Origin of the sequence: Bacillus tequilensis (genome assembly GCF_012225885.1) — a bacterium.
GTDB classification, from domain to species: domain Bacteria; phylum Bacillota; class Bacilli; order Bacillales; family Bacillaceae; genus Bacillus; species Bacillus tequilensis.
Window position 1 is genome coordinate 882,607 of the sequence record NZ_CP048852.1, and the last position, 20,792, is coordinate 903,398.

General features: G+C 46.4%; 18 protein-coding genes, 17 tRNA genes, 2 rRNA genes, 1 pseudogene and 1 riboswitch. Of the genes and pseudogenes, 32 read left to right on the forward strand and 6 right to left on the reverse strand.

Annotated elements, in window-relative coordinates; all coding sequences use genetic code 11:
* Nucleotides 1–15 precede the first annotated feature (15 nt).
* From G4P54_RS04595 to G4P54_RS04680, 18 genes are all read left to right on the forward strand, one after another.
* A 23S ribosomal RNA gene (locus G4P54_RS04595) occupies nt 16–2,943 on the forward strand.
* Between the two features lie 111 nt (nt 2,944–3,054).
* A 5S ribosomal RNA gene (gene rrf, locus G4P54_RS04600) occupies nt 3,055–3,170 on the forward strand.
* Nucleotides 3,171–3,179: 9 nt separating this feature from the next.
* Nucleotides 3,180–3,254, forward strand: a tRNA-Asn gene (locus G4P54_RS04605).
* A 5-nt stretch (nt 3,255–3,259) separates the two neighbouring features.
* Nucleotides 3,260–3,351: transfer RNA gene (locus G4P54_RS04610), tRNA-Ser, on the forward strand.
* A gap of 34 nt (nt 3,352–3,385) precedes the next feature.
* Nucleotides 3,386–3,457: transfer RNA gene (locus tag G4P54_RS04615), tRNA-Glu, on the forward strand.
* A gap of 9 nt (nt 3,458–3,466) precedes the next feature.
* Nucleotides 3,467–3,542, forward strand: a tRNA-Val gene (locus G4P54_RS04620).
* A 7-nt stretch (nt 3,543–3,549) separates the two neighbouring features.
* Nucleotides 3,550–3,626: transfer RNA gene (locus G4P54_RS04625), tRNA-Met, on the forward strand.
* 59 nt (nt 3,627–3,685) lie between these two features.
* Nucleotides 3,686–3,762 (forward strand) — tRNA-Asp (locus G4P54_RS04630).
* 12 nt (nt 3,763–3,774) lie between these two features.
* Nucleotides 3,775–3,850, forward strand: a tRNA-Phe gene (locus tag G4P54_RS04635).
* Between the two features lie 5 nt (nt 3,851–3,855).
* A tRNA-Thr gene (locus tag G4P54_RS04640) sits at nt 3,856–3,928 on the forward strand.
* A gap of 21 nt (nt 3,929–3,949) precedes the next feature.
* Nucleotides 3,950–4,034, forward strand: a tRNA-Tyr gene (locus G4P54_RS04645).
* 5 nt (nt 4,035–4,039) lie between these two features.
* Nucleotides 4,040–4,113, forward strand: a tRNA-Trp gene (locus tag G4P54_RS04650).
* A gap of 24 nt (nt 4,114–4,137) precedes the next feature.
* Nucleotides 4,138–4,213: transfer RNA gene (locus G4P54_RS04655), tRNA-His, on the forward strand.
* A gap of 9 nt (nt 4,214–4,222) precedes the next feature.
* Nucleotides 4,223–4,294 (forward strand) — tRNA-Gln (locus G4P54_RS04660).
* 48 nt (nt 4,295–4,342) lie between these two features.
* Nucleotides 4,343–4,417: transfer RNA gene (locus G4P54_RS04665), tRNA-Gly, on the forward strand.
* Between the two features lie 5 nt (nt 4,418–4,422).
* Nucleotides 4,423–4,493: transfer RNA gene (locus tag G4P54_RS04670), tRNA-Cys, on the forward strand.
* Between the two features lie 7 nt (nt 4,494–4,500).
* Nucleotides 4,501–4,589 (forward strand) — tRNA-Leu (locus G4P54_RS04675).
* Between the two features lie 256 nt (nt 4,590–4,845).
* Nucleotides 4,846–4,927, forward strand: a tRNA-Leu gene (locus tag G4P54_RS04680).
* An 84-nt stretch (nt 4,928–5,011) separates the two neighbouring features.
* Here G4P54_RS04680 and spo0M read toward each other — a convergent pair.
* Nucleotides 5,012–5,788 (reverse strand): sporulation control protein Spo0M, encoded by a 777-nt coding sequence (gene spo0M / locus G4P54_RS04685; protein ID WP_167871930.1) that lies wholly within the window; start codon nt 5,786–5,788, stop codon nt 5,012–5,014.
* Between the two features lie 137 nt (nt 5,789–5,925).
* Between spo0M and G4P54_RS04690 the strand changes: the two genes are divergently transcribed.
* Nucleotides 5,926–6,129 carry a hypothetical protein gene (locus tag G4P54_RS04690; RefSeq protein ID WP_024714773.1) on the forward strand — a complete coding sequence of 68 codons (204 nt, stop codon included), beginning with the start codon at nt 5,926–5,928 and terminating at the stop codon, nt 6,127–6,129.
* A 17-nt stretch (nt 6,130–6,146) separates the two neighbouring features.
* On the opposite strand, the gene G4P54_RS04695 is transcribed toward G4P54_RS04690, so the two are convergent.
* Nucleotides 6,147–6,428: a spore coat protein gene (locus G4P54_RS04695; protein ID WP_240939740.1), complete on the reverse strand. Its 282-nt coding sequence runs from the start codon at nt 6,426–6,428 to the stop codon at nt 6,147–6,149.
* 124 nt (nt 6,429–6,552) lie between these two features.
* On the opposite strand from G4P54_RS04695, the gene G4P54_RS04700 reads away from it, so the two are divergent.
* From G4P54_RS04700 to G4P54_RS04710, 3 genes are all read left to right on the forward strand, one after another.
* Complete coding sequence (locus G4P54_RS04700) at nt 6,553–7,245, forward strand: Type 1 glutamine amidotransferase-like domain-containing protein (RefSeq protein WP_167873822.1); 693 nt, start codon at nt 6,553–6,555, stop codon at nt 7,243–7,245.
* Nucleotides 7,246–7,313: 68 nt separating this feature from the next.
* Nucleotides 7,314–7,421, forward strand: a riboswitch (TPP riboswitch).
* Between the two features lie 131 nt (nt 7,422–7,552).
* Nucleotides 7,553–9,325: a phosphomethylpyrimidine synthase ThiC gene (gene thiC, locus G4P54_RS04705; RefSeq protein WP_167871932.1), complete on the forward strand. Its 1,773-nt coding sequence runs from the start codon at nt 7,553–7,555 to the stop codon at nt 9,323–9,325.
* Nucleotides 9,326–9,455: 130 nt separating this feature from the next.
* Complete coding sequence (locus G4P54_RS04710; RefSeq protein WP_024714769.1) at nt 9,456–9,653, forward strand: FbpB family small basic protein; 198 nt, start codon at nt 9,456–9,458, stop codon at nt 9,651–9,653.
* Between the two features lie 24 nt (nt 9,654–9,677).
* On the opposite strand, the gene katA is transcribed toward G4P54_RS04710, so the two are convergent.
* Nucleotides 9,678–11,129 carry a catalase KatA gene (gene katA, locus G4P54_RS04715; protein ID WP_024714768.1) on the reverse strand — a complete coding sequence of 484 codons (1,452 nt, stop codon included), beginning with the start codon at nt 11,127–11,129 and terminating at the stop codon, nt 9,678–9,680.
* Nucleotides 11,130–11,533: 404 nt separating this feature from the next.
* Between katA and G4P54_RS04720 the strand changes: the two genes are divergently transcribed.
* The 6 genes from G4P54_RS04720 (at nt 11,534) to rpsN (ending at nt 16,312) form a co-directional block, all read left to right on the forward strand.
* Nucleotides 11,534–12,301 carry an ABC transporter ATP-binding protein gene (locus G4P54_RS04720; RefSeq protein WP_167871933.1) on the forward strand — a complete coding sequence of 256 codons (768 nt, stop codon included), beginning with the start codon at nt 11,534–11,536 and terminating at the stop codon, nt 12,299–12,301.
* Nucleotides 12,302–12,318: 17 nt separating this feature from the next.
* Nucleotides 12,319–13,317, forward strand: a complete 999-nt coding sequence (locus G4P54_RS04725) for an aliphatic sulfonate ABC transporter substrate-binding protein (protein WP_167871934.1) — start codon at nt 12,319–12,321, stop codon at nt 13,315–13,317.
* On the forward strand, nt 13,314–14,144 hold the full coding sequence (locus tag G4P54_RS04730; RefSeq protein WP_167871935.1) for an ABC transporter permease: 831 nt from the start codon (nt 13,314–13,316) through the stop codon (nt 14,142–14,144). Before G4P54_RS04725 ends, G4P54_RS04730 begins: the two co-directional genes overlap by 4 nt.
* 18 nt (nt 14,145–14,162) lie before the next feature.
* Nucleotides 14,163–15,299: an FMNH2-dependent alkanesulfonate monooxygenase gene (gene ssuD / locus G4P54_RS04735; protein ID WP_167871936.1), complete on the forward strand. Its 1,137-nt coding sequence runs from the start codon at nt 14,163–14,165 to the stop codon at nt 15,297–15,299.
* 94 nt (nt 15,300–15,393) lie between these two features.
* Nucleotides 15,394–15,930: a YgaN family protein gene (locus tag G4P54_RS04740; protein WP_167871937.1), complete on the forward strand. Its 537-nt coding sequence runs from the start codon at nt 15,394–15,396 to the stop codon at nt 15,928–15,930.
* A 112-nt stretch (nt 15,931–16,042) separates the two neighbouring features.
* Nucleotides 16,043–16,312, forward strand: a complete 270-nt coding sequence (rpsN, locus tag G4P54_RS04745; RefSeq protein ID WP_024714762.1) for a 30S ribosomal protein S14 — start codon at nt 16,043–16,045, stop codon at nt 16,310–16,312.
* Nucleotides 16,313–16,329: 17 nt separating this feature from the next.
* On the opposite strand, the gene G4P54_RS04750 is transcribed toward rpsN, so the two are convergent.
* Nucleotides 16,330–16,803 carry a hypothetical protein gene (locus G4P54_RS04750; RefSeq protein ID WP_167871938.1) on the reverse strand — a complete coding sequence of 158 codons (474 nt, stop codon included), beginning with the start codon at nt 16,801–16,803 and terminating at the stop codon, nt 16,330–16,332.
* Between the two features lies 1 nt (nt 16,804).
* Nucleotides 16,805–17,005 (reverse strand): helix-turn-helix transcriptional regulator, encoded by a 201-nt coding sequence (locus G4P54_RS04755; RefSeq protein WP_167873823.1) that lies wholly within the window; start codon nt 17,003–17,005, stop codon nt 16,805–16,807.
* Between the two features lie 193 nt (nt 17,006–17,198).
* Here G4P54_RS04755 and G4P54_RS04760 point away from each other — a divergent pair.
* Nucleotides 17,199–17,272 (forward strand) — tRNA-Gly (locus G4P54_RS04760).
* Between the two features lie 90 nt (nt 17,273–17,362).
* Here G4P54_RS04760 and G4P54_RS04765 read toward each other — a convergent pair.
* The gene (locus G4P54_RS04765; RefSeq protein WP_167871939.1) at nt 17,363–17,986 is read right to left on the reverse strand and encodes a B3/B4 domain-containing protein; all 624 of its coding nucleotides are present in this window, start codon (nt 17,984–17,986) and stop codon (nt 17,363–17,365) included.
* Between the two features lie 82 nt (nt 17,987–18,068).
* Between G4P54_RS04765 and queG the strand changes: the two genes are divergently transcribed.
* From queG to trmL, 3 genes and pseudogenes are all read left to right on the forward strand, one after another.
* On the forward strand, nt 18,069–19,229 hold the full coding sequence (gene queG, locus G4P54_RS04770) for a tRNA epoxyqueuosine(34) reductase QueG (protein WP_167871940.1): 1,161 nt from the start codon (nt 18,069–18,071) through the stop codon (nt 19,227–19,229).
* A gap of 66 nt (nt 19,230–19,295) precedes the next feature.
* Nucleotides 19,296–20,226: pseudogene (locus G4P54_RS04775) on the forward strand (amidase domain-containing protein).
* 37 nt (nt 20,227–20,263) lie between these two features.
* Nucleotides 20,264–20,746: a tRNA (uridine(34)/cytosine(34)/5-carboxymethylaminomethyluridine(34)-2'-O)-methyltransferase TrmL gene (gene trmL, locus G4P54_RS04780; RefSeq protein WP_081719844.1), complete on the forward strand. Its 483-nt coding sequence runs from the start codon at nt 20,264–20,266 to the stop codon at nt 20,744–20,746.
* Nucleotides 20,747–20,792 lie beyond the last annotated feature (46 nt).

Sequence of the window (20,792 nt, forward strand, 5' to 3'; positions counted from 1 at the left end):
GTGATTCTTTTTAACGGTTAAGTTAGAAAGGGCGCACGGTGGATGCCTTGGCACTAGGAGCCGATGAAGGACGGGACGAACACCGATATGCTTCGGGGAGCTGTAAGCAAGCTTTGATCCGGAGATTTCCGAATGGGGAAACCCACCACTCGTAATGGAGTGGTATCCATATCTGAATACATAGGATATGAGAAGGCAGACCCGGGGAACTGAAACATCTAAGTACCCGGAGGAAGAGAAAGCAAATGCGATTCCCTGAGTAGCGGCGAGCGAAACGGGATCAGCCCAAACCAAGAGGCTTGCCTCTTGGGGTTGTAGGACACTCTGTACGGAGTTACAAAAGAACGAGGTAGATGAAGAGGTCTGGAAAGGCCCGCCATAGAAGGTAACAGCCCTGTAGTCAAAACTTCGTTCTCTCCTGAGTGGATCCTGAGTACGGCGGAACACGTGAAATTCCGTCGGAATCCGGGAGGACCATCTCCCAAGGCTAAATACTCCCTAGTGACCGATAGTGAACCAGTACCGTGAGGGAAAGGTGAAAAGCACCCCGGAAGGGGAGTGAAAGAGATCCTGAAACCGTGTGCCTACAAGTAGTCAGAGCCCGTTAATGGGTGATGGCGTGCCTTTTGTAGAATGAACCGGCGAGTTACGATCCCGTGCAAGGTTAAGCAGAAGATGCGGAGCCGCAGCGAAAGCGAGTCTGAATAGGGCGCATGAGTACGTGGTCGTAGACCCGAAACCAGGTGATCTACCCATGTCCAGGGTGAAGTTCAGGTAACACTGAATGGAGGCCCGAACCCACGCACGTTGAAAAGTGCGGGGATGAGGTGTGGGTAGGGGTGAAATGCCAATCGAACCTGGAGATAGCTGGTTCTCTCCGAAATAGCTTTAGGGCTAGCCTCAAGGTAAGAGTCTTGGAGGTAGAGCACTGATTGGACTAGGGGCCCCTACCGGGTTACCGAATTCAGTCAAACTCCGAATGCCAATGACTTATCCTTGGGAGTCAGACTGCGAGTGATAAGATCCGTAGTCGAAAGGGAAACAGCCCAGACCGCCAGCTAAGGTCCCAAAGTATACGTTAAGTGGAAAAGGATGTGGAGTTGCTTAGACAACCAGGATGTTGGCTTAGAAGCAGCCACCATTTAAAGAGTGCGTAATAGCTCACTGGTCGAGTGACTCTGCGCCGAAAATGTACCGGGGCTAAACGTATCACCGAAGCTGCGGACTGTTCTTCGAACAGTGGTAGGAGAGCGTTCTAAGGGCTGTGAAGCCAGACCGGAAGGACTGGTGGAGCGCTTAGAAGTGAGAATGCCGGTATGAGTAGCGAAAGAGGGGTGAGAATCCCCTCCACCGAATGCCTAAGGTTTCCTGAGGAAGGCTCGTCCGCTCAGGGTTAGTCGGGACCTAAGCCGAGGCCGAAAGGCGTAGGCGATGGACAACAGGTTGATATTCCTGTACCACCTCCTCACCATTTGAGCAATGGGGGGACGCAGGAGGATAGGGTAAGCGCGGTATTGGATATCCGCGTCCAAGCAGTTAGGCTGGGAAATAGGCAAATCCGTTTCCCATAAGGCTGAGCTGTGATGGCGAGCGAAATATAGTAGCGAAGTTCCTGATTCCACACTGCCAAGAAAAGCCTCTAGCGAGGTGAGAGGTGCCCGTACCGCAAACCGACACAGGTAGGCGAGGAGAGAATCCTAAGGTGATCGAGAGAACTCTCGTTAAGGAACTCGGCAAAATGACCCCGTAACTTCGGGAGAAGGGGTGCTCTGTTAGGGTGCAAGCCCGAGAGAGCCGCAGTGAATAGGCCCAGGCGACTGTTTAGCAAAAACACAGGTCTCTGCGAAGCCGCAAGGCGAAGTATAGGGGCTGACGCCTGCCCGGTGCTGGAAGGTTAAGAGGAGCGCTTAGCGTAAGCGAAGGTGCGAATTGAAGCCCCAGTAAACGGCGGCCGTAACTATAACGGTCCTAAGGTAGCGAAATTCCTTGTCGGGTAAGTTCCGACCCGCACGAAAGGCGCAACGATCTGGGCACTGTCTCAACGAGAGACTCGGTGAAATTATAGTACCTGTGAAGATGCAGGTTACCCGCGACAGGACGGAAAGACCCCGTGGAGCTTTACTGCAGCCTGATATTGAATGTTGGTACAGCTTGTACAGGATAGGTAGGAGCCTTGGAAACCGGAGCGCCAGCTTCGGTGGAGGCATCGGTGGGATACTACCCTGGCTGTATTGACCTTCTAACCCGCCGCCCTTATCGGGCGGGGAGACAGTGTCAGGTGGGCAGTTTGACTGGGGCGGTCGCCTCCTAAAAGGTAACGGAGGCGCCCAAAGGTTCCCTCAGAATGGTTGGAAATCATTCGCAGAGTGTAAAGGCACAAGGGAGCTTGACTGCGAGACCTACAAGTCGAGCAGGGACGAAAGTCGGGCTTAGTGATCCGGTGGTTCCGCATGGAAGGGCCATCGCTCAACGGATAAAAGCTACCCCGGGGATAACAGGCTTATCTCCCCCAAGAGTCCACATCGACGGGGAGGTTTGGCACCTCGATGTCGGCTCATCGCATCCTGGGGCTGTAGTCGGTCCCAAGGGTTGGGCTGTTCGCCCATTAAAGCGGTACGCGAGCTGGGTTCAGAACGTCGTGAGACAGTTCGGTCCCTATCCGTCGCGGGCGCAGGAAATTTGAGAGGAGCTGTCCTTAGTACGAGAGGACCGGGATGGACGCACCGCTGGTGTACCAGTTGTTCTGCCAAGGGCATCGCTGGGTAGCTATGTGCGGACGGGATAAGTGCTGAAAGCATCTAAGCATGAAGCCCCCCTCAAGATGAGATTTCCCATTCCGCAAGGAAGTAAGATCCCTGAAAGATGATCAGGTTGATAGGTCTGAGGTGGAAGTGTGGCGACACATGGAGCTGACAGATACTAATCGATCGAGGACTTAACCACATGTTGAATGATGTCACACCTGTTATCTAGTTTTGAGAGAATAAGTTTTTTTCGAAAAACACTTGATTTTCTCAAGGATACATAGTATAATGTTAAATGTCACTGAATTTGTCTGGTGATGATGGCGAAGAGGTCACACCCGTTCCCATACCGAACACGGAAGTTAAGCTCTTCAGCGCCGATGGTAGTCGGGGGTTTCCCCCTGTGAGAGTAGGACATCGCCAGGCAGACTTCATTCCGCAGTAGCTCAGTGGTAGAGCTATCGGCTGTTAACCGATCGGTCGTAGGTTCGAATCCTACCTGCGGAGCCATTATTGGAGAGCTGTCCGAGTGGTCGAAGGAGCACGATTGGAAATCGTGTAGGCGGTCAACTCCGTCTCAAGGGTTCGAATCCCTTGCTCTCCGCCACTGATACTTATACATAATTACAATTAAAAGTCTGGGCCCGTTGGTCAAGCGGTTAAGACACCGCCCTTTCACGGCGGTAACACGGGTTCGAATCCCGTACGGGTCATTATATGATGGAGGATTAGCTCAGCTGGGAGAGCATCTGCCTTACAAGCAGAGGGTCGGCGGTTCGAGCCCGTCATCCTCCACCATTATCATCGCGGGGTGGAGCAGTTCGGTAGCTCGTCGGGCTCATAACCCGAAGGTCGCAGGTTCAAATCCTGCCCCCGCAACCAAATTATATCTATGAAATAAGGAGTGCCCGAAGGGTGCAACCAAAAAAACATATACAAATGGTCCGGTAGTTCAGTTGGTTAGAATGCCTGCCTGTCACGCAGGAGGTCGCGGGTTCGAGTCCCGTCCGGACCGCCATTTAAATAATAAGGCTCGGTAGCTCAGTTGGTAGAGCAACGGACTGAAAATCCGTGTGTCGGCGGTTCGATTCCGTCCCGAGCCACCATTTATGCCGGTGTAGCTCAATTGGTAGAGCAACTGACTTGTAATCAGTAGGTTGGGGGTTCAAGTCCTCTTGCCGGCACTGTTTTTCAAAAAACATTGTGGAGGGGTAGCGAAGTGGCTAAACGCGGCGGACTGTAAATCCGCTCCCTCAGGGTTCGGCAGTTCGAATCTGCCCCCCTCCACCATTTATAGGGGCATAGTTTAACGGTAGAACAGAGGTCTCCAAAACCTCCGGTGTGGGTTCGATTCCTACTGCCCCTGCCAAATTTATGACATCTTGAGATTATGGCGGTTGTGGCGAAGTGGTTAACGCACCAGATTGTGGCTCTGGCACTCGTGGGTTCGATTCCCATCAATCGCCCCATATTATCATTGGGCTATAGCCAAGCGGTAAGGCAACGGACTTTGACTCCGTCATGCGTTGGTTCGAATCCAGCTAGCCCAGTCTCATTTTTTATATTAACTGCATATTATGTATTAAGTTCCTTAAGATGCGGAAGTAGTTCAGTGGTAGAACACCACCTTGCCAAGGTGGGGGTCGCGGGTTCGAATCCCGTCTTCCGCTCCAATTATGGCGGCATAGCCAAGTGGTAAGGCAGAGGTCTGCAAAACCTTTATCCCCGGTTCGAATCCGGGTGTCGCCTTCTTATTGCCGGGGTGGTGGAATTGGCAGACACACAGGACTTAAAATCCTGCGGTAGGTGACTACCGTGCCGGTTCAAGTCCGGCCCTCGGCACCAATTTTACTTACATGATAAGTTGAAATTGGTGTTTGCGTTTTGTCATTATAACTAATCACATTAATGATCTACTGAAGTAGATCATTTTTTTATTGCTTAGATTTATCATAACTGGCTAAGTTATGACACATTGATGATAAAGAACTTTCTAACACTCTTTAATTTATATTTCCAAAAAAACTTTTTTGAAATACGTTGACATATTACAAGAACCATGATATATTTATAGACGTCGGTTAGATACGACGAAAAACTTGCCGGTGTGGCGGAATTGGCAGACGCGCACGACTCAAAATCGTGTTCCTTCTGGAGTGTCGGTTCGACCCCGACCACCGGTATACTGAAAACTCGTTTTATATAAACGAGTTTTTTTATTTTATCAAAGAAAAAGAGCCCATTCTAGTTGAGGCTCTTTTTTTCATTTACTCAGCGTATTGGTCTATGATCTCTCCTAGCACCTCTTCAAGCTCTTCTGTATCTTCAAGCTCTGATTGGCTGAAGCGGACTCGTACGAGCTGTTCTCTGTCATTATACATCTCTTCCAGCCATCCTCGCAGTCCTCTTGCCCTGCGGTCGACTTCGAAAATGATTTCCAAACCGTCTTCGTCTAAAAGGAAAATGAGCTCTAATTCATCAAGCATCTGACGATAATATCCGGAAGTCGGAACGAACTCGAATTCTTGAACGAACGGTAGGCGGCGCCGGAAGTAAGGCGCTTGTTCACAGTCTGCTTCGTTAAGGCGGAAGCCTAGGTTTTCGATTGCTTCCAGCACACTTTCCATCCAAGGATGTGCTTCAACGAAAATGCGGTCATGGTCGGATTTATCGATACCGCCTTGGATATCAAGGTCTGTCACCACGGCGACCTCTACTTTCCCTACAGTGATCGGTGTATCAAGAGGGAGGGTGAATGAGAACGGAAATTGATGCTCTTCTCCAGGCTGGATGGTGAATGAACCAGTGACCCGGAAAGAATGGATTGTAGCGTATTTCCGGTGCTCTTCATCATCTTTTACAATGACGTACCGTGTATTAAGCTGTAAATCAATATAGCGGATGTCCTGAGAGATTTTCCCGCCTTTGACATGGACAGTTCCTCTTACTTCTTCTCCTGGATAGTATGCGTCTTTCTCTAAAATTGTATCTACTTTTGCGGCACCGATTCCTGCACTTGCCGCAAGCTTTTTAAAAAATGACATGTTAGATTTCCCCTTTTTCTTTTTTTCAACAGATATACGTAAGAAGGAGGAAAAAAGATTCATTTGATTCATACTTTTTTCCTATTATTTGTCCGCTTTCGGACAGACTAAGAATAATATGGAAAGCAAAGGAGCGGATTGAATTGGATAAAGAACGTATGGTTGCTGATGAATTACACAGAATGTTTTTGGCCGGTGAGCTGCAAATTACGGTAGAGGAGGATATAAACAATATTTCTGAAAGACTGAGAAACGGCGATCTCAATTTAGAGCGATTAAGCGGTGAAGACGCGTTTATAAAAGAAACGGTAAATGAGGCTTTAAGAAGAGTGGAGCAATAAAATAAAGAGACGGTGTCTCAAGACATCGTCTTTTTTGTATGACTTTGTTCCAGTTCTCTGCAAGATAAAAGCGAATCGATTTGAAATTGTTTATCTATGAGCCACCCTTTTTCCAAGAGGAATTCTGACAGTTCACCATGCAGATGGGCAGCTGCATCTAATTGATCATGCAACGCTGTTCTAAGGCCCGGGTTTGCGGTTTCTTTTATTGCGGCAGTATACTTTTTAATGCTGGTTTTGATTGTTGTTAAGCAATCAAGAACTGTTACAGGTATGATCTGGCCTGAGAAATCGTTCAATGGCTTCATCTCCTATTAATGTCAGGTGGACTTTATTTTGTAGATTCCCCTGTTCAGAAAGGATTTACCCTGCATTTATACAAAATGCTATAATGAACAACAAATGTTTCCAGGGGGTAGGATGATGAGACAGATTATTGCGATGGGCGGCGGAGGGTTTTCGATGGAGCCGGACCATTTGTCACTCGATCAATATATCATCAATCAATCAGAGCGGAAGTCGCCTCGTATTTGTTTTTTGCCGACGGCGAGCGGTGATTCTCAAAATTATGTGCAGCGGTTTTATACTGCATTTCAATCACTAGATTGTGTGCCGTCTCATTTGTCATTGTTTAAGCCGCCGTCAACAGATTTAATTTCTTTTCTTATGGAAAAGGACGTGATTTATGTCGGCGGGGGAAATACGCGGAATATGCTTGTGTTGTGGAAGGAGTGGGGGCTGGATCTCATCCTCAGAGAAGCATGGAAGAACGATGTCATTTTAGCTGGAGTAAGTGCCGGTGCGATCTGCTGGTTTGAAGAAGGTGTGACGGATTCCGCCGGGCCGCTGACCAGTATGAAAAGTTTAGGGTTTTTGCAAGGGAGCTTTTGTCCTCACTATGACGGCGAAAAGGATCGAAGACCGATATACCACCAGCTGATAGCTAACGGGTTTTTGTGCGATGGCTATGCGGCGGACGATGGAGCAGCTCTGCATTTCATAGATGATCAGCTGTTTCAGGCAGTGAGTTCAAGACTGGTTGCAAAGGCATATCGGGTGATGATGGGTGAACATGAAATCATGGAAACCCCGCTGCCGGTCAAATATTTGGGTTGAATTAGCTGAATATTTTATAAATTCCTCTTTTTATTCGAATGCTTTTATGTTAAGATGAGTCCGAAATCAATAGTTACTGGGGGTGCCCGCTTTCGGGCTGAGAGAGAAGGTAAGCTTCTTAACCCTTTGGACCTGATCTGGTTCGTACCAGCGTGGGGAAGTAGAGGAATTGCTTTTATTATTGTCGTGCTGGGCAATAATATGTTACTTTCTGACTGTAACCGGGTTCATTCATTTGAATCCGGTTTTTTGTGCTGGTTATGGGCTTGATTTTGTCCTTTCAAACGAAGAGAGGGGAAGGATAAGTATGCAAAACAATTCAGTGCAGCAAGCCAATATTTCCATTATGTCGAGTTTTTCGGGGAGCAAGAAAGTATATGTGGAGGGTTCAACTTCGGACATCCAAGTGCCGATGAGGGAGATCGAATTGAGTCCGACGACAGGATCGTTCGGTGAAGAGAAAAACGCGCCTGTGCGTGTCTATGATACAAGCGGGCCGTACACAGATCCTGATGTGACGATTAATATTGAAGAAGGATTAAAGCCGCTCCGGCAAAAGTGGATCAATGAGCGCGGCGATGTTGAAGAATATGAAGGCCGAGCTATAAAACCAGAAGATAACGGTTATAAAAAGGCAAATCCAAATATAAGCTATCCAGGGCTGCAGCGGAAGCCGCTGCGGGCGAAAGAGGGCCAAAATGTCACTCAAATGCACTATGCCAGAAAAGGCATCATTACGCCTGAGATGGAGTTTATCGCAATACGTGAGCATGTGTCTCCCGAATTTGTAAGAGACGAGGTAGCCAGCGGCCGGGCGATCATTCCTTCAAATATTAATCATCCTGAAAGTGAACCGATGATTATCGGCCGGAATTTTCATGTGAAGATTAATGCGAATATCGGGAATTCAGCAGTTACGTCATCTATCGAAGAAGAAGTCGAAAAAATGACGTGGGCCATCCGCTGGGGAGCGGATACGATGATGGATCTTTCTACCGGAAAAGACATTCATACGACGCGTGAATGGATTATCCGCAATTGCCCTGTGCCTGTGGGAACGGTTCCGATTTATCAGGCGCTTGAAAAAGTAAACGGCGTAGCGGAGGATTTAACGTGGGAGATTTATCGCGATACGCTGATCGAGCAGGCAGAGCAGGGAGTGGATTATTTTACGATTCACGCGGGTGTTTTGCTGCGGTACGTGCCATTAACCGCCAAACGGACAACGGGAATCGTGTCACGCGGAGGAGCGATTATGGCTCAGTGGTGTCTGGCTCATCATCAGGAAAGCTTTTTATACACTCATTTTGAAGAAATCTGTGAAATCATGAAAACGTATGATATTGCGTTTTCTCTTGGAGATGGGCTTCGCCCCGGATCAATTGCAGATGCTAACGACGAGGCGCAGTTTGCTGAATTAGAGACTCTTGGAGAACTGACGCAAATTGCCTGGAAGCATGATGTTCAGGTGATGATTGAGGGTCCTGGACATGTTCCGATGCATAAAATCAAAGAGAACGTCGATAAACAAATGGACATTTGCAAAGAAGCGCCTTTTTACACATTGGGACCGCTGACGACAGATATTGCGCCGGGATATGACCATATTACTTCAGCGATCGGAGCGGCGATGATCGGCTGGTATGGGACAGCGATGCTTTGTTATGTAACGCCAAAGGAGCATTTGGGGCTGCCAAACCGTGATGATGTTCGTGAAGGAGTCATTACATATAAAATTGCTGCGCACGCTGCGGACCTTGCAAAAGGGCATACCGGAGCGCAAATCCGAGATGATGCGTTATCAAAAGCCCGCTTTGAATTCCGCTGGCGGGACCAGTTTCATTTGTCTCTTGATCCGGAAAGAGCGCTTGAATATCATGATGAAACCCTCCCGGCAGAAGGAGCTAAAACCGCTCACTTCTGTTCCATGTGCGGACCGAAGTTCTGCAGCATGAGAATTTCTCAGGATATTCGGGATTATGCGAAGGCTAAAAAGCTGAGTGACTCGGATGCGATCCAAGAGGGGATGAAAGAAAAAGCCGAAGAATTTGTGAATCAAGGCAGCCGGCTGTATACATAATAGATTGACAGGCGAAATGGATTGCGTTTTAATAGATCTAATCTACATTTCCAGCATATGCCGATCGGGACACCGAAGGCTCTTATCTTTTAGATAAGGGCCTTTTTGTATGAAAAAGGAGGGAACAGTGATGGGAATCAAAAAAGAGAAGGGGAGAAAACGATTCAAGAAGCGAAAAACATACGGAAATCAGATTTTGCCGCTGGAGCTTCTGATCGAAAAAAACAAACGAGAGATTATGAACAGTGCGGAGCTCATGGAGGAAATTTATATGAAGATTGATGAGAAGCATACGGCAGTGCGTAACAAGTATAAAAAAACCCGCTAATGACAGCGGGTTTTTGCATCTCTATTAAGCATCTTTTTTAATCGGCAATCCAAGGCCTTCAGCCACGCGTTTTCCGTATTCGGGGTCCGCTTTGTAGAAGTGCTCGATTTGGCGAAGTTTGATTTCTTCTTTTTCTACAGGCTTCATAGCGTTCACGATATTTTCAACAAGGCGGGCGCGCTCATCTTCGCTCATTAAACGATAGAGATCGCCGGCTTGTGTGTAGTGGTCGTTGTGATCGTAGCTTACGCTGTCAGCGATTCCTTGTACTGGATATGCTGCTTGTTTATCCTCAGGTGACTCTTTCGGACCGCCGAAGCTGTTAGGTTCGTAATAAACTGATCCGCCGCCATTGTTGTCAAAGCGCATTTGTCCGTCACGCTGATAGTTGTTCACTTCGTTGCGTGCGCGGTTGATTGGCAGCGCTTGGTGGTTTGCGCCGACACGATAGCGGTGTGCATCATGATAAGCAAACAGCCGGCCTTGCAGCATTTTATCCGGAGAAACATCAATACCGGGCACGAGTGTTCCAGGTGAGAATGTCGCTTGTTCTACTTCTGCAAAGTAGTTTTCTGGATTTCTGTCTAGAACCATGCGTCCGACTTCGATTAACGGATAGTCTTTTTGGGACCACACTTTTGTGACATCAAACGGATCGAAGCGATACGTATTTGCATCTTCTAAAGGCATGATTTGCACATATAGTTTCCATGCAGGGAAGTCACCGTTTTCGATTGCGTTGAAAAGGTCTTCTGTATGGTAATCGGGGTTTTCACCGGCGATTTTTGCCGCCGTATTGACATCAAGGTTTTTCACGCCTTGTTCTGTTTTAAAGTGATATTTAATCCAGACGCCTTCGCCTTCAGCATTTGTCCATTTGAATGTATGGCTTCCGAAGCCGTGCATGTGGCGAAGTGTCGCAGGAATTCCGCGATCAGACATCAGAATTGTCACTTGGTGCAGTGATTCTGGTGAAAGGGACCAGAAATCCCATACAGCTGTAGGGTTTTTCAAGTGTGTTTTTGGATCTCTTTTTTGTGTATGGATGAAATCAGGGAACTTAATCGCATCGCGGATGAAGAATACCGGTGTATTGTTCCCGACGATGTCGTAGTTTCCTTCTTCAGTATAAAATTTAACAGAAAATCCGCGCGGATCGCGAACTGTGTCAGCCGAGCCAAGTTCACCGGCAACTGTTGAGAAACGGACGAACAACGGTGTGCGTTTGCCGACTTCAGATAGGAAAGCGGCTTTCGTGTATTTTGTTATATCGTTTGTCACTTCAAAATATCCGTGAGCGCCTGCGCCTTTGGCGTGAACAACACGTTCTGGAACACGTTCTCGATTGAAATGGGCTAATTTTTCAAGTAAGTGTACATCTTGAATTAAAGTGGGTCCGCGAGAACCGGCAGTCATCGAATTTTGATTATCTCCAACCGGAGCACCCCAGCTAGTTGTCAGTTTATTTGAACTCATGTGATCACCTCTTGGAATTTATAAAAATATAATATCATCTCTAATTAAAAAGTCAATATTATTTTATAATTATTATAAAATAGTTATCTCTATTAAGCGATATATAGTATTGAAAATCTTGATAAACCCTTGTTATATCAGCTTATGACGAAGAATAAAGTTTTTTGAAGTAATATTTTTTCTTCTCTATTTGCGAAACAAGAAGAGTAAGTGATAAACAAGGATACAAAAAACTCACTAAAAAAAAGAGTTGACATATCGGAATAATTTGAATTAACATGATATTCAAACAAAAAACAAATGGGCAGCTGATCGGACCGCCGAAGGCTCTCATCTCTACAAGAACAGAGATGGGGGCCTTTTTGTTTTTTAGAAGGCGGGTTGGCAGAAAGAGAGGGATAAAAGTGGCTGTAACCATCAGTATCAAAGAAAAGGCATTTGATCAAGAGGGCCGCAAAACAACGGTCTTAGAGAACATTCAATTATCAATCGCACCAGGTGAATTTCTAACAGTCATTGGACCGAGCGGGTGCGGGAAAAGCACGTTGTTAAAGATTATTGCAGGGCTTGATTCTGATTATGACGGGAGTGTTGAGATTAACGGACGAAGCGTAACAGCTCCGGGTATTCGGCAAGGATTTATTTTTCAGGAGCACCGCCTCTTTCCATGGCTGACGGTAGAGCAAAATATTGCCGCCGATTTGAACTTGAAAGATCCAAAAGTCAAACAGAAGGTGGACGAATTGATCGGGATTGTCAGATTAAAAGGGTCGGAGAAAGCATACCCCCGTGAGCTGTCAGGCGGTATGTCACAAAGAGTCGCTATCGCACGGGCCCTTCTGCGGGAGCCTGAGGTGCTGCTTTTAGATGAACCATTTGGCGCGCTCGACGCTTTTACAAGAAAACACTTGCAAGACGTGCTGCTGGATATATGGCGGAGGAAAAAAACAACTATGATTCTCGTCACTCATGATATAGATGAATCTGTTTATTTAGGAAATGAGCTTGCAATTCTTAAAGCAAAGCCAGGAAACATCCATAAGCTGATGCCCATCCATTTGGCGTATCCGCGAAACAGAACAACTCCGGATTTCCAAGCGATCAGACAGAAAGTGCTGTCGGAATTCGAGAAAACAGAAGATTTGGAGTACGCTGAAGGATCAGGGATATAGAAAGGGCGGAAGCAGAAATGAAAAAAGGACTTATTGTATTGATTACTGCTTTATTTCTGCTGGCAGGCTGCGGAGCAAATGGAGCCAGCGGTGATCACAAACCATTGAAAAAAATTCGAATCGGTATTCAGCAAAGCTTGAGCCCGCTTTTGATTGCGAAAGAAAAAGGTTGGTTTGAGGATGCATTTGATAAAGACGGCATCAAAGTGAAATGGGTGGAGTTTCAAAGCGGTCCGCCCCAATTTGAAGGCCTTGCGGCAGACAAACTTGATTTTTCTCAAGTCGGCAATTCGCCTGTGATCGCAGGTCAGGCGGCAGGCATTGATTTTAAAGAAATTGGTTTATCTCAGGATGGGTTGAAAGCGAATGGCATCCTTGTGAATCAAAACAGCGGCATTCAGGACGTTAAGGACTTAAAGGGAAAGAAAATCGCAGTCGCCAAAGGCAGCAGCGGTTTTGATTTTCTATATAAAGCGCTTGATCAAGTGGGGTTGTCAGCTCATGATGTGACGATCATTCAGCTTCAGCCCGATGAAGCGGCTTCTGCGTTTGAAAATGGATCTGTTGATGCCTGGTCCATTTGGGAGCCGTACTTGTCCTTAGAAACAATGAAACACGGAGCAAAGATCCTTGTGAACGGAGAAAGCACAGATTTATATTCACCGGGCTTTACTTTAGTAAGAACAAAGTTTTCTGAAGAGCATCCAGACGAAGTGGTCCGTTTTCTGAAGGTGTTTAATAAAGCCGTTGTATGGCAAAAGGAACATCCGGATGAAGCAGCAGACTTGTATGCAGACATTAAAGATCTCGATAAAAAGGTCGTTGAAAATGTGCTGAAAAATACTGAGCCTCTAAATGAGGTCATTAGTGACGACATTGTGAAAGCACAGCAGGAGACAGCGGATTTTCAATATCAAGCGAAGGCGATAGACAAGAAGATCAATGTGAAAGAGGTTGTGGATAACTCATTTATTAAAAAAGCGTTAAAGGAAAGTTCCGCAGGAGGTGATCAATGATGAAAGCAGAGGCTGCAGGCTCGCTGCCGAAAACGGATGTGAAAACGAAGCAAAAAAAGCCCCAAAGGATGACATTCGGCTGGATGAAGGGACTTTTGCTGCCCGCTGTCATTATTGCCATCTGGCAGATCATCGGCAGCCTTGGGGTGGTGTCAGCTACAGTGCTGCCCACGCCCATTGCGATCGTCCTGACGTTTAAAGAGCTTATTTTGTCTGGTGAGCTGTTCGGGCATCTGCAAATCAGCATTTACCGGGCGGCGCTTGGATTTTTGCTTGGTGCTGGGCTCGGCTTGGTCATCGGGATTTTGGCCGGATTCTCCAAACGGACGGAGCTGTACCTTGATCCGTCATTGCAAATGCTTAGAACCGTACCTCATCTGGCGGTCACACCGCTGTTTATTTTATGGTTCGGATTTGACGAAGCAGCTAAAATTTTGCTGATTGCGCTCGGCGCCTTCTTTCCTGTCTATATCAATACGTTTAACGGCATCCGCGGCGTAGACGCAAAACTGTTCGAGGTCGCCCGGGTGCTTGAATTTAAATGGCATCAGCAGATTTCCAAAGTGATTCTGCCGGCAGCCCTGCCAAATATCTTGCTTGGCATTCGCTTATCGCTCGGTATTGCATGGCTCGGGCTTGTTGTAGCAGAGCTGATGGGCTCAAGCTCAGGAGTCGGCTATATGATTATGGATGCGAGACAGTTTTCACAAACGAACAAAGTCTTTGCCGGGATTATCATTTTTGCAGTGGTTGGCAAGCTGACAGATTCCTTTGTCAGGCTGCTTGAACGAAAGCTTTTAAAGTGGAGAAACAGTTACGAAGGTTAACATAAAGGGGAGATGGATATGGAAATTCTCTGGTTTATACCAACTCATGGAGACACGAGATATTTAGGATCTGAAAGCGGTGGACGGACTGCGGATCATCTTTACTTTAAACAAGTCGCACAGGCAGCTGACAGGCTGGGGTATACGGGTGTTCTTCTGCCGACGGGAAGATCGTGCGAGGACCCGTGGCTTACAGCATCGGCGCTGGCAGGAGAAACAAAGGACTTAAAGTTTTTAGTCGCGGTAAGGCCCGGTTTAATGCAGCCTTCTCTGGCAGCCAGAATGACCTCCACCTTAGACCGCATTTCAGACGGCCGTCTGCTGATCAATGTTGTGGCAGGAGGCGACCCTTACGAGCTGGCAGGTGACGGTCTGTTTATCAGTCATGACGAACGCTATGAAGCGACAGACGAATTTTTAACTGTTTGGCGGGGACTTTTACAGGGAGAAACGGTTACCTATGAAGGAAAGCATATAAAAGTGGAAAACAGCAATCTGCTTTTCCCGCCGCAGCAAGCGCCGCATCCGCCTATCTATTTCGGAGGATCGTCACAGGCGGGTATTGAGGCAGCCGCTAAGCATACAGACGTGTACTTGACGTGGGGCGAGCCGCCAAAACAAGTAAAAGAAAAAATTGAGAGAGTCAAAAAGCAAGCGGAAAAAGAGGGGAGAGCGGTTCGCTTCGGCATCAGGCTGCATGTCATTGTCCGTGAAACCGAACAGGAGGCTTGGGAAGCTGCTGAACGCTTAATCCGCCATTTAGATGATGACACCATTGCCAAAGCGCAGGCGGCTTTGAGCCGTTATGATTCTTCAGGCCAGCAGCGGATGGCTGTTCTTCATCAAGGCGTTCGGACAAAGCTTGAAATCAGCCCGAATCTTTGGGCGGGGATCGGCCTTGTCAGAGGCGGGGCAGGAACAGCTCTTGTCGGTGATCCGCAGACGATTGCCGATCGGATAGCGGAATACCAGTCACTCGGCATAGAATCGTTTATTTTCTCCGGCTATCCGCATTTAGAAGAAGCGTATTATTTTGCGGAGCTTGTGTTTCCGCTGTTGCCATTTGAAAATGAGCGGACGAGAAAGCTTCAGAACAAAAGGGGAGAAGCGGTCGGGAACTCTTATTTTGTCAAAGAGAAAAATGCGTCAGTTTAAGCAAATACAGCCCCTGAACATGATATGATACTCAAAAAAGGGGCTGTTTTTTCTGAAAATATTCATAAGCGCCGCAGCTATTTGCCTGATAGCCATGCTGTCAGCATGCGGACAATCAAAGCAGATGGAAATCAAAGCGGCGGACATATCAGATCTTGAAAAAAACAGAATGGGTATTGCAGCTTCACATGCATTCACTGCCGAAACCGTCAATATCGGTGAAGGCATTTCTTCAGCTGACATGTATATCGAACATTATCAAAAGGGAAAACTTGTTGAGCGGCTTGGACCGGTTCGTGCAGATTATTCAGAGAAGAAACCCGATACTATACAATTTGTTTATTTTGAGAATGAAGAGGGAGAAGGAAAGAATAAACATACCACCATACGTTTTGGCATTGTGGATAAACAAGGAAATATAGCGGCTGATTCATCAGTGAAACGTGACGAGAGCGCAACACAGGAAATGACTCAGAATATTTCATCAGCGGAATCAATTGCTTTCGAAAAACCTGTATTGATCGGCAGTAGTATAAAAGGGACTGATGAGCGATTACGTACGTCTGAACATAAAAAAGAGCTCATTAAGCATCAAGATGCGTTGCTGTATTATGTGGAATTGCATCATTAGAAACGGGCGGCTTCAGGCCGTCTGTTTTTCAAAGCGCTATGCTTGCCTTTTTGAATGGTGCATGATACATTTTAAACCGTAATCATTTCGATTTAAAGAAGGGGGCTATGTCTTGGCTAAAACATCTAAAGTGGCAAAAGAGTCAAAACGCCAGCAGCTCGTTGAACAATACGCTGCAATGAGACGTGAATTAAAGGAAAAAGGAGATTACGAGGCACTCAGCAAGCTGCCGAGAGATTCAGCACCGGGAAGACTCCACAATCGCTGCATGGTAACGGGGCGCCCGAGAGGATATATGAGGAAGTTTAACATGTCCAGAATCGCTTTCAGGGAGCTGGCCCATAAAGGCCAGATTCCCGGTGTGAAAAAAGCGAGCTGGTAAGAAAAAACTCCGGCCGCTTACAGCGCGCCGGAGTTTTTTTCGTTTTTCTTGAAAGAGATGACGTAGGATAGGTGCTGGATGATCATGATGATAAACACAATAATAATAGGGAAAAACGGAATCCGTGCTTGGAAAAGCGGATAAAAAATGAGAAGAAGCGCTGCGGCAGGCAGCGAGAAGTAGACGGCGATATATGACGCGCGGCATGCTTTTGCCGTCATCATCTTCTCTCTCTCGTCCTGCTCTTCAAATTCATCAGGCAGTAGAAGCTGTTTGGCAGCAGGGCGTTTTTTTTTCTGTAAGTGCAAATAAACCGCAGACGCCGCAACAAACAAAATAAAGGGGGTGAGGTTTAATTCAAACGCCATCTCGCCGCTTTTTGTGCGGAAAAAGGATGCAATGCCTTCTGAAGCTTCAAAGTATGCAATCAGCGTCCAGCATGCAAGGCCAAATAATACAAGTTGAAAAGCTGCTTTTGTTTTCATGCTCATCTTAGTTTTCCTCCTCTAACCAAAAGACTTCCTCCATTTTCATGGAGAAGGCTTTGCAGATTTTCAGTGCTAACAGCAGTGAGGGAACATAGTCGCCTTTTTCAATTGCAGCCACCGTTTGTCTTGTGACGCCGACTATTTCTCCGAGTTTTTCTTGAGAATAGCCCAAGCGTGCCCTCAGCTCTTTTACTTTATTTTTCATCATGACGTCTGTCCCTTTCACTATCTCATTTGATTACATTGTATAGTATACTTAACATTATGTAAATGCAACTTAACAAATTTACGAAAAGGTAATATTTTTTCGACAAAATTTTCACATTCCCTTGACGAAAAATCAATAAACGTGTAATATTAGACAAGTCAGAACGGTACTGTTTCTGACAATCGCAAATGCGGGTGTAGTTTAGTGGTAAAACCTCAGCCTTCCAAGCTGATGTCGTGAGTTCGATTCTCATCACCCGCTCCATACATACGTTATTAACGCAGTGTTTCGTTTCTCAGATAAACGAAGTATTGCGTTTTTTTATGTAAAAAAGAACACGTCATTCGTGTTCTTTTACGTAAGCCAATGTACTGTATGGGTACCGCCGTGAATTTGTTCAAACATTTTCGTTAATGATGATAAGAGTTTAACAGCGCTGTTTTTTTCAATGGATGGCGGGAAAAAGATGATTTGGAGCATGTTTCTGGTCTCGTTTGAAACGGGATAGCGATTGATGCTGTTTTTAAAATCGCCAAATATGCCGTTTTCATCAGAGAAAATCAGTATGTTTTCTTTTTCTCCCAATGAGATGCGGACTGGCTCATGAAGCTTGCCGGCATCATAAATCATAATGGGCAAAGAATATTTTAATGCGAAAAAATCAATGGTATCATGGGCTGAATCCTTACTTTCCATGAATTGTTCGTTGGATATCGGGATCAGCATGTCCTCCATTGGGGTTGTTTCTTCCTCAAATGAAGGGTTAAGCTGTTTAAAGAGTTCCCTCCATTCTTTGACGAAGGGTTCATTGGATATTCCGCCGTCCGCATAGTCAAAAAACAGGGATTCCTGAAATAGGCGAAGCCTGCCTTTCAGCATTTGCGGAGAGGAGCCGACTTCGATATTCTCATACACAACGGCCGCCGCAAGCAAGCCGTCCGCATGGTCAGTAATAACAGAATCAAGTTTGATATTCACCAGCATTCACTCCAGTTACATGATATCAACCTATTATATACGCTGTATCGTTTTATCACAAAGAAAGGAGGCTGTGCAAAACATGAACGTTTATCAGCTCAAAGAAGAATTAATTGAATACGCGAAAAGCATTGGCGTGGACAAGATTGGTTTTACGACCGCTGATACTTTTGACAGTTTAAAAGACCGTTTGATTCTTCAAGAATCACTCGGCTATCTCTCGGGCTTTGAAGAGCCCGATATTGAGAAAAGGGTGACGCCGAAGCTGCTTTTGCCGAAAGCGAAATCAATTGTGGCAATTGCTCTCGCATATCCTTCCAGAATGAAGGACGCGCCGAGAAGCACGAGAACTGAGCGCAGGGGCATTTTTTGCAGAGCCTCCTGGGGAAAAGACTATCACGATGTGCTGAGGGAAAAGCTCGATCTGCTGGAGGAATTTCTGAAAAGCAAGCATGAGGATATCAGAACTAAGTCTATGGTTGACACAGGTGAATTGTCTGATCGCGCCGTTGCAGAGCGGGCCGGAATCGGATTCAGCGCGAAAAACTGTATGATCACTACTCCTGAGTACGGCTCTTACGTGTATTTGGCGGAAATGATCACAAATATCCCTTTTGAGTCTGATGTGCCGATTGAAGATATGTGCGGGTCCTGCACGAAATGTCTGGATGCCTGCCCGACGGGAGCACTTGTAAATCCGGGACAGCTGAACGCGCAGCGCTGCATCTCTTTTCTGACCCAGACGAAAGGATTTTTGCCTGATGAATTCCGGACAAAGATCGGAAACCGCCTGTACGGGTGCGATACGTGCCAAACGGTGTGCCCTCTCAATAAAGGGAAGGACTTTCATCTTCATCCGGAAATGGAGCCTGATCCAGAGATAGCCAAACCGTTATTGAAGCCGCTCCTGACCATCAGCAACCGTGAATTTAAGGAGAAATTCGGCCATGTCTCAGGATCTTGGCGCGGGAAGAAACCGATTCAGCGAAACGCCATTCTCGCCCTTGCCCACTTTAAGGATGCTTCCGCTCTGCCTGAATTGACGGATCTGATGCATAAGGATCCGCGTCCTGTTATCAGAGGAACAGCTGCATGGGCGATCGGGAAAATCGGAGACCCCGCATACGCAGAGGAGCTTGAGAAAGCACTGGAAAAAGAGACGGATGAAGAGGCAAAGCTGGAAATTGAAAAAGGAATTGAGTTGCTAAAAGCTACAGGCATGACTAAACAAGGCCTGTCCTGACATACGTATAGAACAGAAGGAAAAAACACTTGAGATCATCCAAGTGTTTTTTCTCTATAAAAAAGTATGGCGGGTGGGGTGAGCCTTGAAGCACATTTTAGAACAATTAGCGGAGGAGCGGCTATGCTATCTGGTTAACGGGCATGCGATGAGACAGGATCCTGAAGTTGGAGATCTTGAAGTCATGGATCGAAAAAAGAAGCTTCTGGAAAAACGAAAAGTTGACATCGTAAAAGCAAAAGCAAAGGCCGTCATCGGTCATGTGCAGGTTGAGGATGACGGAACGACCTGTCTTACGTATACCATCCATTACGAATACGTGTGTAAGGAACAGGACGACAGCTTGTATATGGAAGAGCATATGGAGGAACGAATGGCCTTCCTGTATGATCATATTTTGATTAGTGATCAGGAAATTGCGAAGAAGCCGGCTGGATTTCATGAAGGGACCAGTATTATTGACTATTCTCAAGAGGAAAGAGAAGCATTTGGCAGAGCCTTTCAATACGATCGTCTCGGCGCTGTGCAATATGCCGAGAAATATTGGAACAAGCGCAATCCGGCTTATAAAAATTTCAGTGATAACTGTACGAATTTTATTTCTCAGTGTCTTCATGCGGGGAGTGCGCCGATGCGCGGCCACCCGAACAGGGGGTCAGGCTGGTGGATGAAACAAAGCTCATGGAGCTACAGCTGGACGGTGGCTCATTCTATGAAAATGTACTTGTCGAATTCAAAGGCCGGATTGCGTGCGGTGCGGGTGAAATCTGCAGAAGAGCTGATGCCGGGTGATGTGATTTGCTATGATTTTGAAGGAGACGGCCGGTTTAATCATACAACCATTGTCGTGGCAAAAGACAAAGGCAATATGCCGCTTGTCAACGCCCAGACCTATGACAGCCGGATGAGATATTGGTCATATGAGGATTCTACGGCATACACGCCGTCAATACGATATGCTTTTTTTCATATCGTTGATGATACGACAAAAGAGTAATTAATGATATAATGATGGGCGGATAAGAAAAACAGAGGTGAACATTGTGGCATTACATGTCGTTTTATATCAACCAGAAATTCCCGCTAATACAGGGAATATTGCACGCACTTGTGCAGCAACTAATACAACGCTCCACCTGATTCGTCCGCTCGGCTTTTCAACGGATGATAAAATGCTGAAGCGTGCCGGACTTGATTATTGGGAGTTTGTGAATGTTGTATATCATGATTCGTTAGAAGAATTGTTTGAGGAATATCAAAAAGGCCAGTTTTTCTTTATAACGAAATTCGGCCAGCAGCCTCATACATCGTTTGATTACACTGATCTTGATGAAGATTATTTCTTCGTGTTCGGAAGAGAAACAAGCGGTTTGCCGAAGGATTTAATTCAAAGTAATATGGACCGCTGCCTGCGTCTTCCGATGACAGAGCACGTCAGATCGTTAAATCTGTCCAACACTGCTGCGATTCTCGTTTATGAAGCGCTGCGCCAGCAAAATTACCGTGATTTAAAATAGGAAAAAATCCGCTCATGATGATGGGCGGATTTTTTTGTGCTGCTTT

Excerpts from the sequence above, each read along its gene's own strand:
- thiC (WP_167871932.1), top strand. The coding sequence starts at position 7,553 with ATGCAAAACAATTCAGTGCAGCAAGCCAATATTTCCATTATGTCGAGT.
- G4P54_RS04700 (WP_167873822.1), top strand. The coding sequence starts at position 6,553 with ATGAGACAGATTATTGCGATGGGCGGCGGAGGGTTTTCGATGGAGCCG.
- queG (WP_167871940.1), top strand. The coding sequence starts at position 18,069 with ATGAACGTTTATCAGCTCAAAGAAGAATTAATTGAATACGCGAAAAGC.
- G4P54_RS04710 (WP_024714769.1), top strand. The coding sequence starts at position 9,456 with ATGGGAATCAAAAAAGAGAAGGGGAGAAAACGATTCAAGAAGCGAAAA.
- katA (WP_024714768.1), bottom strand. The coding sequence starts at position 11,129 with ATGAGTTCAAATAAACTGACAACTAGCTGGGGTGCTCCGGTTGGAGAT.
- G4P54_RS04730 (WP_167871935.1), top strand. The coding sequence starts at position 13,314 with ATGATGAAAGCAGAGGCTGCAGGCTCGCTGCCGAAAACGGATGTGAAA.
- ssuD (WP_167871936.1), top strand. The coding sequence starts at position 14,163 with ATGGAAATTCTCTGGTTTATACCAACTCATGGAGACACGAGATATTTA.
- G4P54_RS04740 (WP_167871937.1), top strand. The coding sequence starts at position 15,394 with ATGCTGTCAGCATGCGGACAATCAAAGCAGATGGAAATCAAAGCGGCG.
- G4P54_RS04750 (WP_167871938.1), bottom strand. The coding sequence starts at position 16,803 with ATGAGCATGAAAACAAAAGCAGCTTTTCAACTTGTATTATTTGGCCTT.
- G4P54_RS04755 (WP_167873823.1), bottom strand. The coding sequence starts at position 17,005 with ATGAAAAATAAAGTAAAAGAGCTGAGGGCACGCTTGGGCTATTCTCAA.
- spo0M (WP_167871930.1), bottom strand. The coding sequence starts at position 5,788 with ATGTCATTTTTTAAAAAGCTTGCGGCAAGTGCAGGAATCGGTGCCGCA.
- G4P54_RS04725 (WP_167871934.1), top strand. The coding sequence starts at position 12,319 with ATGAAAAAAGGACTTATTGTATTGATTACTGCTTTATTTCTGCTGGCA.